The organism is SAR324 cluster bacterium (assembly GCA_015232315.1).
Taxonomy (GTDB): Bacteria; SAR324; SAR324; order SAR324; family NAC60-12; genus JADFZZ01.
This window is the reverse complement of record JADFZZ010000004.1, coordinates 75,171-87,536: the sequence shown is the minus strand read 5'-3', so window position 1 is coordinate 87,536 and position 12,366 is coordinate 75,171. Positions and strand designations below refer to the sequence as shown.

The window sequence follows — 12,366 nt, the reverse complement described above, 5'->3', positions numbered from 1 at the left end:
CTTGAGATTGATTTCATAACATCTTTCATAAATTTAACTGTTTTTACGGTTTGCAAGCATTATTCCAGAGAACGGCAATGATTGAAGCACAAGGACTTTATAAAGCATTTCGCATCTATCGAAAGTCTCCCGGATTGAAAGGAGCACTGAAATCTCTTGTTTATCGCAACCATGAAATGAATGAGGCAGTCAAACCCTTTGATCTGAGTGTGAAGCATGGCGAAATCATTGGTTTACTTGGTCCCAATGGCGCAGGAAAAACAACCTTAATGAAGATGTTTACCGGGATCATTGTCCCCTCAGGGGGCTCTCTCTCTGTGATGGGCCATGTCCCTGAAAAACGAGAGCGCCTGTTTCGAAAAAAAATCGCGCTGGTTATGGGACAAAAATCGCAACTGTGGTGGGATTTACCAGCTATGGATTCGTTTGAACTGCTGGGACGATACTATGAAATAGAGCGGAATACCTTCAAACAAAGGGTTGCGTTGCTTTCCTCCCTGTTACAGGTTGAACATATCCTTCATGTCCATGTTCGAAAATTATCCCTGGGTGAACGGATGAAAGTTGAATTGATGGCGTCACTACTCCATCAACCAGAGATTATTTTTCTGGATGAACCAACTATTGGATTGGATCTGATCGCACAACAAAAAATCAGGGAATTTATTAAATCCTATCATCAGGAAACCGGAAGCACGATCATTCTGACATCGCACTATATGGCTGATGTCACGGCGCTTTGCTCAAGGCTGGTGCTCATTTTTCAGGGTGGGAAACGTTTTGATGGTCCCATACAGGAGTTTGAGAAGTTGTTGGGTGAAGAAAAAGATGTTTCTTTTTTATTTGCGGCGCCAATATCCAGGGATGATATGTTCTGGACATCTCTGGATACCAGATGGAATGAGGAAAGAACCCATGTCCATATCCGTCTGCCGATGAAGCAATTGAGAGAAATCAGTGCTGAAATTCTTCATCGTTATCCTGTGCTTGATTTCAGCACAGAAAATCTGCCTGTAGAACGTGTGATGAAAACACTCATGGAAAATCCGCAACTGCTGTCAGCATCCTATTGACACAACCTGTGGTCGCCCCTTGATTTTTAGAGAGTTTTTATGATCTTCCAGCAACTGAAGAGACGATTCCACATATTGCTGTGAGCCAATATCCTGATGGATGTATTGTTCCAGAAGATTCAGCCATTGTTTGTGAATTTCGCAATAACTTGCACCGCTCCTCAAGGGGCAGTCCGCACAGCGTTGATGAGCCATTTCCTGAGTAATGATTTCTTTTTCCCAGGTCTCACGGTATTTTCTGGCATAAGTCTGGATCCAGACCATTGCCTGATATTCCTGCTCTGCTTCAGGAAACTGCTCAATAAAGGCCTGGATTTCATCCAATTGTTGTTGAATGAACTCATTGTCACAAAAATTTATTTTTTTATTTCCTGCCACAAACCTGATAATCAGGGCCAGCATGGAATCTTGAATCATAGCCATATAACCTGTTTGGGGAATCAATCTGAATGATTTCGCACTATTTTTGAATTGGCAAGTACATCATGACTTTAATGCAAATCATCAACCAGATCCAACTATTTTCATAGGCGTTCACTTTGTGCTGTTATTCGGAATGTTGGCCTCAATTCTCATTGTGATCGCAACAATTAATTCGACATCTCCGATCTCGTTTGTTATGGAAAAATCATTGAATAGTTTAAAAATTTGAACTTTATTGTAGATTCACAATGGCTAAAAATTATCCTGCACCTCAAATCCTGATTGTAGATGATCGTGAGGAAAACCTGTTTCTGACACAAGCCATCCTGAAGTCTCTCAACATTCAAATTTATACCGCATCCTCAGGAAAACGTGCGATAGAGATTGCGCATGAGCAAGATCTGGCATTGGTTTTACTGGATATCCAAATGCCGGATCTTGATGGTTTTGAGATTGCGGCAAGAATCAGGGAGCATGACCTGTCCCGCAATGTTCCCATCATTTTCATCACCGCCATTTTCCGTGAAGATCATTATATCTTCAAAGGTTATGAACATGGCGCCGTTGATTTTCTGTCTAAACCCTTTGATCCTTATATTCTGGAAAGCAAAGTCCGTATTTTTGTCAGTTTATATGAACAAAGAAGAGATCTCGCTCTTAAAACAGCGGAACTGAATGAGGCTCTTTCTATCCAATACATGATTGCGGATAATGCCATCAGGACGGCTGAAGAATTAAAAACAGCCAAACAGAAACTTGAAGAAACCAACAGTGAATTGATCGCCTCACGACTAGAACAGGAAAAAACCACAAAAATGTTTCAGGTGTTTGTTCCCAAACAATTTCTCCAGCGTATCTATGCGGAAGGCGTTGATTTTTTGACACCGGGTTATTGTCATCAAGAAGTTTTGACCATTTTATTTTCTGATATTCGCTCCTATACCCGCATATCAGAACAAATGACTCCTCGAAAAAACTTCGAATTTCTCAATGAATACCTCACCATGATGGAACCGTTGATCACTGATCATGGGGGCTTCATTGACAAGTTTATAGGCGATGGGATCATGGCACTGTTTGATAGAGAAAATTCGGTCAACAGAGCTATTCAGTCTGCTATAGAAATGCACAGAGCCATTCAACATCACAATGCACATCGTTCCAAAGAATTTCCACCTATACATTTTGGAGTGGGAATCAATACAGGTGCTGTCGTCGTCGGCGCATTGGGTACCATAAACAGGATGGATTCAACCGTGGTGGGCGATCATGTGAATATCTCTGCCCGTCTGGAACAACTGACCAAACAATACAAAGCCGGTATTCTGATCACGGGATACAGTCATGCGGAAATCAATGATGATGATTATGCCATTCGTGAAATTGATACGGTTAAAATACGGGGAAAAGGAGTACCTGTTACAATTTTTGAGGTTTTTGATCATGATCCTCCTGAAATTTATGATAAAAAGCAGCAGACCAAAGCATTTTTATTTGAAGGGATCATTCGCTACAAAAGTCAGCACTTTGAAGACGCCATAAAGTTATTTGAAAAATGTGAAGCGATTTATCCGGATGATGTGATAACGCGTGAATATTTGCAACGCTGCCGGTATTTTTTGCGTTATCCGCCTGAGGATTATTTCTGGGATGGTGTTGTGGAAGAAACCAGTTACTATCTCAACCAACAACGACGACGACGCACGCCAAGGTTTGATGTCTATACGCCGGCCCGCTTGTTTATGAAGCAAAACATGATTTCCGGGATCGCTCTGGATATTTCGAGGTTTGGAATGCGTATGGAGTTGGAAGAACCGTTAACAGTGGGGGAAACCACAATTGCTGAAATTGTATTTTTGCCAGAAAAAGATGGTCATGCTATTGAACTGGATCCCATACAAATTATTTGCAAAGTCATATGGCAGAAAAACAGCGTTAAAAAAGATTACATCAATAAATGGACCATCGGATTGGAATTTTTAATGCTCTCAGCCACACAGGAAAGTGATCTGATCCATGCGGTGAAACAGATCACTCAGACGCCAATGAACTGAAATTATCTGTAATTTGTAAACTGAAGATCAAAATCCAGTTCCATTCCTTTCAACAATCCCATGATTTGCTGAAGATCATCCTTACTTTTCCCGGTAACCCGAACTTGTTCGCCCATTACCTGTGCCTGCACTTTGAGTTTGGAATCCTTGATACACGTTGTGATTTTTTTACACTGTTCTTTGGATAGTCCCTGCTGAACGGTCAATGTTTTTTTCAATAAACGTCCAGTAGGCTCAGTCTTTCCATAAACAATGGATTTAACAGGAACAGATCGTTTGATGAGTTTGGTCAATAAAATATCAATCACCATTTTCATCTTCATGTCATCATCCGCTGTCAGCAACACCGATGATTTTTCCTTATCAAGTTCGATCTCACAATGACTGCCTTTAAAATCATAACGGGTTTCAATTTCCCGTTTAGCCTGATTGACCCCATTGTCGAGTTCCTGAAGGTTGACTTCACAAACAATATCAAATGAACAGCTTGACATAAATTTTTCTCATCACTTTAGGTTAATCACAAATTTTCTGAACAAGGGCTTCTTTGATAAACTCATCTATTTTTCCATCGAGTACCGCACCAGAATTGCCCGTTTCGTATCCAGTACGATGGTCTTTGACCAATTGATATGGCTGAAGCACATAACTTCGAATCTGACTCCCCCACGCAATTTCCTGTTTTGTGCTGTTCAGTTTATCACGTTCCGCCCTCAATGAATCCTGTTGTTTTTCATAGAGTTTGGCCTTTAAAATCTTCATAGCAGAAGATTTGTTTTTATGCTGGGATCGTTCAGTTTGACACTGGACCACAATTCCTGAAGGCATATGCGTGATACGAATCGCGGAATCTGTGGTGTTGACATGCTGGCCACCGGCACCACTCGCACGGAACGTGTCAATTTTTAGATCTTCAGTATTGATTTCGATCGCGATTTCCTCGTCAATATCCGCATAAACAAACACTGACGCAAAGGAAGTGTGTCTGCGTTTGTTAGCGTCAAAGGGAGAAATTCGCACCAACCGGTGAACCCCTGTCTCGGTCTTTAGATTGCCATAAGCATATTTGCCGGAAACCTCAAAAGTCACTGATTTGATTCCAGCTTCATCACCAGGCAGAAAATCCATAATATCCACATCATAACCATTATGATTGGTCCAACGCAGATACATGTTATACAGCATGGAGGCCCAATCGGTGGATTCTGTACCGCCAGCGCCGGGATGAATTGTCACAATCGCGTTTTTTTCATCATTGGCCCCGGTGAACAGATTGATGATTTCAAGTTTGTTGAGTTCCTCCTCCAATTTGGTTCGATACTGGTTCAATTCACCCAAAAATTCATCCTCCTGGGTTTCATCATACAACTCCAGCGCCGTTTCAAGGTTGTCCTTCAGATCAACAAGTTTCTTCCATTCATCGATAAGATCCGACAGATGTGAAATTTGCTTCAGGACATCGGTACGTTGCTCCTGGGGTTGTTGCCAGAAGGTGTCTTCAGACGATTGCTTCTGAAGTAGTTCAAGAGATTTTTGTTTGTCCGCAACGTCAAAGATACCCTTCTAGGTTCCCCACACGTTCGAACATATCGTTGATTTGCATCCGATATTCTTCGCTCAACATGAAATTCCATTTCTACATTAAATGATTTATAAATTTTGAAATTGAAGAGAGTTGCTGAGAGCAACCCATGATTATTTATGTTTGGGCATCAGGATATAATAATCCAGATCCAGAACCACATTGGGATGATAAGTTTCCTTGCCTGTTTCAGAATCTGTAAATTTAAGCTCAACGCCTTTTTGTTGAGGGTCAACATTTTTGATACCAACCAGTCGTGTGCGCAAGGCGCCAAAATCGGAATTCAGATCTTTTTTGTCCAGCACATCAGACCAGGAATAAATGGTATCACCCGCAAAAGTTGGTGCGACATGACTTCCACCATTCCAACCTAAAATTCCCAGAGCATTTTCCAGACCATTGAAAGACAGGGCCCTTGCTATTGAAATCACATGTCCGCCATACATCAATCTCTTGCCAAACCTGGAATTTGACATTTGGTGGGAATTGAAATGAACCTTTGCTGTGTTTTGATAGGAACTGGTTGCCAGCATGTGATCAGATTCTTCAATGGTTCTACCATCTACATGATAAATGCGTTCACCAGTTTCATAATCTTCAAAAAACCACTTCCCACCTGTCGCGATGGTATCCAGGCCACCCCGATTAAAGTTTTCATGGAATTTGATCTGAGCTACAGACAATTCATGCGGAAGATCGGGTTTATCCTGGCTGTCACAGGGAACATCAGGATTTCGTTTATGAACCATTACCCAGCGATAAAACTGCATGACCAATTCATTTCTCTGGTTATAGCCTTTGGTATGAACATACACATTTCCATTTTTCCCGTTAGAATTTTCTTTTCGCCCAACCACGGTTGATTCCGCACGAAGCGTATCTCCAGGATAAACCGGCATTAAAAAGCGAACATCGGCATAACCCAGGTTTGCAACAGCATTCAGACTGATGTCAGGAACAGATTTTCCAAAAACAGTGTGAAACACCAGCAGATCATTGATCAATTCCCGTTTGAACCCCAATTGCCGGGCAAATTCAGCAGAACAGTATAAAGGATAACGTTCTCCTGTCAAAGCAACATAAAGAGCATTGTCGCCTTCCGTCAGTGTCCGGGGAAGCGCATGCCTGATAACCATTCCAGTTTCAAAATCTTCAAAAAAATTACCAGAGTTTGTTTTTGTCTGAGCCATAGTCTTCCTCCATTGAGTTTAAATCATTGCTGACAATAAAATTCGTGGCAAACTATATTTCTAAAAATAAAAGTACAAGTTGAAATCTTGGAAGGCTTTCTATAGGAAACCTCACAAGTTGTTGTTTTTTAATTCATATCTTCAGAACATCCTGTTGACATCTCCAAATTCTTGAATTATGGTTTGCCATTCTTTATCGATTGCTACCATGATATAGCATACTATTGGTACTATTTAAGGCTTGATTTTGCATTCATTCAGGAAGGATACTTTAAAATAATGGCAGACAAAACTCGTAAGTTTGAAATCAATGTCTCTGGCAAATACTATGTTGATGAAGAATGCATCGACTGTAATTTGTGTTCCGAATTAGCACCGGATAATTTTACTGTTAATCTGGAAGATGGACATGACTATGTTTATAAACAACCCATCACCTCTGAGGAGGAATCTAATTGCCAGGAGGCCATGGAATCTTGTCCGGTAGATGCGATTGGCAATGATGGGGAAAAATAAAAATCAGCCTTAAGCAGGAGTATTATGAAATTTAATGTTGTCTCAGGAAATCAGTCTGTATCTCCTTCTCCCGTCGGGGATACCATGGCGCAGATCAAGGAACTTGTTAGTAGCAGTCCTGTTTTTTTGTTCATGAAAGGCACTCCGGAAATGCCCCAATGCGGTTTTTCCGCAAGAGTGTGTAAAGTTCTGGATTCCTGGAATGTACCTTATAAAGCCTTCAATGTATTTTCTGATGAAAATATTCGCCAGGGAATCAAGGATTACGCCAATTGGCCCACCATTCCACAACTCTACATCAATCAGGAATTTGTCGGGGGATGTGATATTGTTGAGGAAATGTCAGAGTCAGGTGAATTGATTGAACTCTTCAATGCGGCGTATCCTGATCTGAAAATCACACCACCACCACCACCCGCACAGGTCAAACACGTTCAACCTGAAGAAGCGGTTCAGATACTTAAAGATTATCCGGAGTCACAAATTCTTGATGTCAGAACTTATGAAGAATGGGAGATGGTTCATCTGGATAATTCAATATTTCTCGATCAATCCAAGGTTGGAGAAATTCTTTCATCCTGGGATCGAAACACTCCCCTTATTGTGTTATGTCACATCGGAACACAACGCAGTGCACAGGCCGCTCATTTTTTTACTACAGAAGGATTTCAGCAGGTATATCATGTCACTGGGGGCATTGATGCCTGGGCTGTTTCAGTAGATCCGACCCTGCCACGGTATTAAACATAAACTGAATATTAATTCAATAATATGGAATGAGACTTATGGATCAGGAAAATCCACAAATTATTCTCACAGAAAAAGCCGCACAAGTTTTCAAAGATGCCTGTGCTGCTGAAAATCATGCTCTGGAGCAATCCCTTCTGCGTGTTAGCGCACGCCCCGGAGGATGCTCAGGATATAAATATGAACTGGACTGGAGTCCTGTTTCGGAAATAACAGCAACTGATCTGGAATTTTTTTCCAATGGCGTCCGTATCATCGTGGATCGATATTATCTGGAACAAATTCTGGGCTCTGTCGAAATTGATTATGCGGACAAAAATTTGATGGAGCAGGGTTTTATCTTCAAACAGTTGAATTATGGACATCAGTGTGGTTGTGGTGAATCTTTTGTCGCTGTTAAGGATTTGAATGGCATCCCTGCTTGATACAATCGCCCAGATTTCATGCTGGGGATTGTTTATCTATAAATGGATCATAATTATCGCAATTATGATTACCTGGGTTGGCGCTGATCCATACAATCCATTGGTGTTGCGTATCCAGCGAATCACTCGTCCATACTGGAATTGGTGCCGGCGCTGGATGCCACATCGCATGTCGCATTTTGATGTGTATGCCTCACTATTGTTTTTAATTTTTCTTCAGGTCTTAATCCCGGCCTCTCTGCGTTCGATTGCCGCGTTCACGACCCATGAAGAGATCAACACGATGTTACTCCAATTTGGAGGGCACTTGATTCAGGGAATTGCCCTTACTGTTCAATCCCTGATTATGTTTTTAATCTTTATCCTGGCTGCATGGATTTTTTTGACGATGATTTCGCCCTCCATGAATAATCCTCTCGTCAGAGTCATTTTTGTTCTGGCAGATCCACTCATTACGCCGTTACAACAATACTTACCCAGAACAAAAATTGATTTATCGCCATGGCTTGGCATATCTTTTTTCCTGCTTGTAGACATGCTGGTAATTACGCCATTGTTCCGTTATGGCTTCATGCTATCGTTTCCAATACGACTATGTGTCATTTGAAATTTCTTTTTTTTCCGAATTTTCCGAATTTTCCGAAATCACACTTGCTTTTTCTCAATAAACTTGTTGGATTAGAAAAGGGGAAGTTGGTAATGGACTATTTTCCTTTTACCAAAATTTAATTAATTAGAAAGGAATTACTATGAAACGAAAAATCCCAGGTATACAAGAATCAGCAGAAGAGCTTAAAAATATTCTCAAAAATGAAAAAAATTCCCGAAAAAAGCAAAGAATCAATATGTTATATATGCTAAAATCGGGACAGGTCAAAACGATGAAAGAAGCAGGAGCTATTCTGGCAGTTGACAGGAATACGATTGGACGTTGGCTGGCCGCTTATGAGCAGGGAGGAGTTCCTGAATTACTGCAAATCAAAACTAAACCCAATCGGAAATTATCGATTCCGGCAGATGTTCTGGAAGAATTAAAACAAAAACTTGAAAAACCGGGAAGTTTTGAAAGTTATAAGTCTATTTGGCTGTGGCTTAAGGATGAAAAACAACTGGATGTCAAATATAAAACTGTCCACAAAATTGTAAGGTATATGCTCAAATTCAAAATTAAAAAGAACAAACCACCTGTAAGGGCTTCTAAAAAACGTCAGCAGGTTCAATGAGTTTTCCCGATCTAGAAATTTAATGGAATCAATAACCTCTGCTTTGCTGGCATAAAGCAGAGGTTAAACTCAGACTATACTTTATTTCGAAGATGAGTTCTTTTGAAAATCTCTTGTATGTCATTGAATTCAGGTACGTTCATTTCCTGGACAGGACTCAGTCGTTTACTTCCTTGAAAAGTCTGGATTGAACGAACATCCGCCCCGTTTTCAGCGAAATGAAGCGCACCCATCTTTCTAAGATCTTTGGGTTTCAGATGTTCATCCAATTTTGATATTTCCTTGCCTAAAATATTTGAAATATTTCCGGGGGTGAGCCCTTTTCCATCTTTTTTCACCCAAAAACACTCATCAGAACTTTTCGGGATTTCCTCATTTTTTAGCGACATATAACTTTCAATCAGTTTGATTGTATCCTCGCCTGCTGGCATTTCCAGATCTCTCTTCCCCTTGAAGCAGACATGAATCCGATTGTTTCCAATAATCTTTAATTCCGTCATTCTAGCCATTTTTGATGGCATCATCCCCATAGAATAAACAAACTCAAACAATAGCCTATTTCTGATCTGATAAAAACTTTTTAACGGGATATTGAAAAAAGAATGAATTTTTGAGGAGGGAAATTCGATTTCTTCAGATGATGAAACAATGGATGGTTTGATGATATAAGTTTTTAAGGGATTATAGGAAATATAGTCTTTTTTTACCAGAAACCGCAAAAAAAGTTTTATACTTCGCTCATATACTTGCACAGAGGATTCTTTCCATGATTTTTTGGTGACATGTTCCCTGTTGAAAATCTCCACCACTCTTTTATCAATGGCTGACAGATCCCATTCCTCCGTAAAAAATAACTGGTGTTGATTTAGAAAACAGAAATTTATGAAATAATGAACCCGTGACATATAGTGGGCGATTGTGTTTTCAGCGTTTCGTTTTTCAACCAGTAGATATGTTTGGTACTGCTCCAATATTCCTTCCAGTATTTTTTGATTCATGGTTCAACCTGAAAAATTATGGAGATGGCAGCATTTTGGTGGAGGATTCATCAGAATCATCCTGCGTTTGATCAGGTGTTTCTCTGGTTCGGCGATCTTTTAGTTTTTGGGTTAATTTTTTAAGTGACGAGGGTTGCTTTTTTTTGATAACAGCTTTGATTTTTTTTACGGCAAGCATTCCACCTCGATATCCCTCAGCATATAGTTCCCAGGCGTTCCCTACACCAGTTCTGGGATAGTGCGCAAGATCGAGTCCGATCATCACATCCACAACATGCTTGGTCTGAAAAGTAGAAACCATATCCACAGAGATGCTCATAGCGTTCAGGAACGTATCGACCAAACCATCAGGTTGTTGAAACTTCCTTGGAAAATTGAGGTTCACTCCGACTATCACATCGGCACCCATTTCCAGAAGAGGAGAGACCGGAATATTTTCCACAATAGCGCCATCTACCAGCAATCGACCATTGATAGGTTTAGGAATGAAAATCCCGGGAATGCAGGTTGTTGCCATAATGGCCTGAGAAACCTGCCCTTCTCTCAAAACCACTTTTTCCCCGGTACTGATGTCGGTGGTCATGATGGCCAAAGGAATGGGTGAATCTTCAATTTTTGAATCTCCAATATGTTTTTCCATGAATTTGCGAATATCATCATTGGACAGCAACCCCATTTTCGAAATGGCGAGACCTGAGATATCAAACCAGCGAATGGTGGTTGCGAGGTCCCTGATCTGTTCGGGTTTCATTCCAAACGCATACAATGAGCCAATGACCGCACCACTACTGTTGGCACTGATAAAATCGGGCACAAGATCATGTTCTTCCAAGGCTTTCAACACACCAATGTGTGCGATCCCCCGGGCAACTCCGCCGCTGAGAGCCAGTCCTAATGTTATTTTTTGTTCCTCAGTGTTTGCCATGTCTATCCTTTTAGAAAGAGGGTTTATTTCAGGTCAAACCGTCTGCACCTCAAAAAATACTAAGACTTTTATATTTCCGGTTCCTGGTTGTTTCATTCAAAATAAAACAGGTCGTTAATTCTGTATATTTACCAGGATTCACACGAATGGTAAGACCTGACACACTTTGGTAAATGATCAACAAACCAAATCCAGCACCGCCATCCCCCTGGCGCAACGAAACACCCCGATTGGTGTAATAACAATTCAAGATTTCGAACAGTTTTACCGGATTAAGACTGCCGTAACAATCCTTGACACTAACCCATAGAACATTTTCGTTCAAACCATATTGAATACTGACAGGCTTCTCAGACGATAGTCGGACAGGATGAACTCTATCCTGCAAAAAATAGAGATGTTGTCCTTCTTGATCAACAGGAGCATCATAAAACGCATTGGAAATCAGTTCTTCCAAAGCGCTGCGAATTCCACGAATCATTTTGGGATAACGAATTTGTTCTTTAGGCACAATATCTGTAATTTCATCAATTATCTGAAAACGATCATCTGAATAACAAATATTCGCATTAACAGGATTTTCAACCGGCAAATCAAAATGATGGATTAATGGCGGATCATGCAACAAATTATGAATCACGGTGTTTAATTCCCAGCGCATGATTTGCTGATCATTTCTTAACGCAACCAAATGTTTACATATTCCTGATTCAAACCATGGGAGTAGCGCATCGATTGTTTGCTCACTCAGTAAAATCAACTCAAGGAAAGAATGAAACTGCTGTACCTTTGATATCAGGGTATGATTAATTGCATCGGTAATCAAAATCACTTTCTGGTACATCTCAAAATTGAGGCAGTCCTCCAATTGGCTTATGATTCTGACTTTCCAGCGTTTTTCAAGAAAATCAACAAGATTTTCATGGTTATTATCCAACTTGACGCACACCAAATAAGAAAACATATTCCTGAATTCAAAAGTTGCTTGAGAAAGTATTGCTAATTTCTGCCAATTTTTCTAGGTTTGATATGAATTCTGTTTTATTAACCTTTATCAAGGTTCACTGATATGGATGAATTTTTACATCAATTTAAATCCAATCGAATTGTTCGATATACGATTCTTTGTGGATTTGTACTCATCGCCTTTGTGTTTTCTAACAAAAGCCTGTTCACAACACTCATTGCTGTTTCAGGACTAGTCTTGGGA

Annotated in this window: 14 protein-coding genes; 7 read left to right on the top strand and 7 right to left on the bottom strand. The window is 40.4% G+C overall.

Annotated elements, in window-relative coordinates:
* Positions 1-77: 77 nt before the first annotated feature.
* Positions 78-1,073 carry an ATP-binding cassette domain-containing protein gene (locus HQM11_04790; protein MBF0350322.1) on the top strand — a complete coding sequence of 332 codons (996 nt, stop codon included), beginning with the start codon at positions 78-80 and terminating at the stop codon, positions 1,071-1,073.
* Here the strand turns inward: HQM11_04790 and HQM11_04785 are convergent.
* Positions 1,059-1,496 carry a hypothetical protein gene (locus HQM11_04785; protein ID MBF0350321.1) on the bottom strand — a complete coding sequence of 146 codons (438 nt, stop codon included), beginning with the start codon at positions 1,494-1,496 and terminating at the stop codon, positions 1,059-1,061. The two genes, HQM11_04790 and HQM11_04785, sit on opposite strands and share 15 nt — an antisense overlap.
* 248 nt (positions 1,497-1,744) lie before the next feature.
* Here HQM11_04785 and HQM11_04780 point away from each other — a divergent pair, with 248 nt between their 5' ends.
* Positions 1,745-3,550, top strand: coding sequence for a response regulator (locus HQM11_04780; protein ID MBF0350320.1), 1,806 nt, complete (start codon positions 1,745-1,747; stop codon positions 3,548-3,550).
* A gap of 2 nt (positions 3,551-3,552) precedes the next feature.
* Here the strand turns inward: HQM11_04780 and HQM11_04775 are convergent, their stop codons facing one another.
* From HQM11_04775 to HQM11_04765, 3 genes are all read right to left on the bottom strand, one after another.
* Positions 3,553-4,044 carry a YajQ family cyclic di-GMP-binding protein gene (locus HQM11_04775; protein ID MBF0350319.1) on the bottom strand — a complete coding sequence of 164 codons (492 nt, stop codon included), beginning with the start codon at positions 4,042-4,044 and terminating at the stop codon, positions 3,553-3,555.
* Positions 4,045-4,066: 22 nt separating this feature from the next.
* Positions 4,067-5,174 (bottom strand): peptide chain release factor 2 gene (gene prfB, locus HQM11_04770; GenBank protein ID MBF0350318.1). Its coding sequence is split into 2 segments (ribosomal slippage): positions 4,067-5,113 and positions 5,115-5,174, totalling 1,107 coding nucleotides; the frame shifts between segments, so codons are not numbered across the junction.
* Between the two features lie 71 nt (positions 5,175-5,245).
* Positions 5,246-6,322, bottom strand: coding sequence for a MaoC family dehydratase (locus HQM11_04765; GenBank protein ID MBF0350317.1), 1,077 nt, complete (start codon positions 6,320-6,322; stop codon positions 5,246-5,248).
* Between the two features lie 279 nt (positions 6,323-6,601).
* On the opposite strand from HQM11_04765, the gene HQM11_04760 reads away from it, so the two are divergent.
* The 5 genes from HQM11_04760 (at position 6,602) to HQM11_04740 (ending at position 9,233) form a co-directional block, all read left to right on the top strand.
* Complete coding sequence (locus HQM11_04760; protein ID MBF0350316.1) at positions 6,602-6,838, top strand: ferredoxin; 237 nt, start codon at positions 6,602-6,604, stop codon at positions 6,836-6,838.
* Between the two features lie 84 nt (positions 6,839-6,922).
* Positions 6,923-7,582 carry a Grx4 family monothiol glutaredoxin gene (grxD, locus tag HQM11_04755; protein MBF0350315.1) on the top strand — a complete coding sequence of 220 codons (660 nt, stop codon included), beginning with the start codon at positions 6,923-6,925 and terminating at the stop codon, positions 7,580-7,582.
* Positions 7,583-7,623: 41 nt separating this feature from the next.
* Entirely contained in the window at positions 7,624-8,010 is a 387-nt protein-coding gene (locus HQM11_04750) for an iron-sulfur cluster assembly accessory protein (protein MBF0350314.1), read from the top strand.
* Positions 7,994-8,617 carry a YggT family protein gene (locus HQM11_04745; GenBank protein MBF0350313.1) on the top strand — a complete coding sequence of 208 codons (624 nt, stop codon included), beginning with the start codon at positions 7,994-7,996 and terminating at the stop codon, positions 8,615-8,617. Before HQM11_04750 ends, HQM11_04745 begins: the two co-directional genes overlap by 17 nt.
* 142 nt (positions 8,618-8,759) lie before the next feature.
* Entirely contained in the window at positions 8,760-9,233 is a 474-nt protein-coding gene (locus HQM11_04740) for a helix-turn-helix domain-containing protein (GenBank protein ID MBF0350312.1), read from the top strand.
* Between the two features lie 74 nt (positions 9,234-9,307).
* On the opposite strand, the gene HQM11_04735 is transcribed toward HQM11_04740, so the two are convergent.
* From HQM11_04735 to HQM11_04725, 3 genes are read right to left on the bottom strand one after another with little or no spacing between them, the layout of a single operon-like run.
* A complete protein-coding gene (locus tag HQM11_04735; protein ID MBF0350311.1) occupies positions 9,308-10,231 on the bottom strand; it encodes a tyrosine-type recombinase/integrase in 924 nt (307 codons plus the stop codon).
* A gap of 16 nt (positions 10,232-10,247) precedes the next feature.
* On the bottom strand, positions 10,248-11,156 hold the full coding sequence (locus HQM11_04730; protein ID MBF0350310.1) for a patatin-like phospholipase family protein: 909 nt from the start codon (positions 11,154-11,156) through the stop codon (positions 10,248-10,250).
* Between the two features lie 49 nt (positions 11,157-11,205).
* Positions 11,206-12,120, bottom strand: a complete 915-nt coding sequence (locus HQM11_04725) for a hypothetical protein (protein ID MBF0350309.1) — start codon at positions 12,118-12,120, stop codon at positions 11,206-11,208.
* Positions 12,121-12,366 lie beyond the last annotated feature (246 nt).

Coding starts and splice junctions, on each gene's coding strand:
- HQM11_04790 (MBF0350322.1), top strand. CDS start 78: ATGATTGAAGCACAAGGACTTTATAAAGCATTTCGCATCTATCGAAAG.
- HQM11_04750 (MBF0350314.1), top strand. CDS start 7,624: ATGGATCAGGAAAATCCACAAATTATTCTCACAGAAAAAGCCGCACAA.
- HQM11_04765 (MBF0350317.1), bottom strand. CDS start 6,322: ATGGCTCAGACAAAAACAAACTCTGGTAATTTTTTTGAAGATTTTGAA.
- HQM11_04730 (MBF0350310.1), bottom strand. CDS start 11,156: ATGGCAAACACTGAGGAACAAAAAATAACATTAGGACTGGCTCTCAGC.
- grxD (MBF0350315.1), top strand. CDS start 6,923: ATGGCGCAGATCAAGGAACTTGTTAGTAGCAGTCCTGTTTTTTTGTTC.
- HQM11_04740 (MBF0350312.1), top strand. CDS start 8,760: ATGAAACGAAAAATCCCAGGTATACAAGAATCAGCAGAAGAGCTTAAA.
- HQM11_04780 (MBF0350320.1), top strand. CDS start 1,745: ATGGCTAAAAATTATCCTGCACCTCAAATCCTGATTGTAGATGATCGT.
- HQM11_04735 (MBF0350311.1), bottom strand. CDS start 10,231: ATGAATCAAAAAATACTGGAAGGAATATTGGAGCAGTACCAAACATAT.
- HQM11_04775 (MBF0350319.1), bottom strand. CDS start 4,044: ATGTCAAGCTGTTCATTTGATATTGTTTGTGAAGTCAACCTTCAGGAA.
- HQM11_04745 (MBF0350313.1), top strand. CDS start 7,994: ATGGCATCCCTGCTTGATACAATCGCCCAGATTTCATGCTGGGGATTG.
- HQM11_04785 (MBF0350321.1), bottom strand. CDS start 1,496: ATGGCTATGATTCAAGATTCCATGCTGGCCCTGATTATCAGGTTTGTG.
- HQM11_04725 (MBF0350309.1), bottom strand. CDS start 12,120: ATGTTTTCTTATTTGGTGTGCGTCAAGTTGGATAATAACCATGAAAAT.
- HQM11_04760 (MBF0350316.1), top strand. CDS start 6,602: ATGGCAGACAAAACTCGTAAGTTTGAAATCAATGTCTCTGGCAAATAC.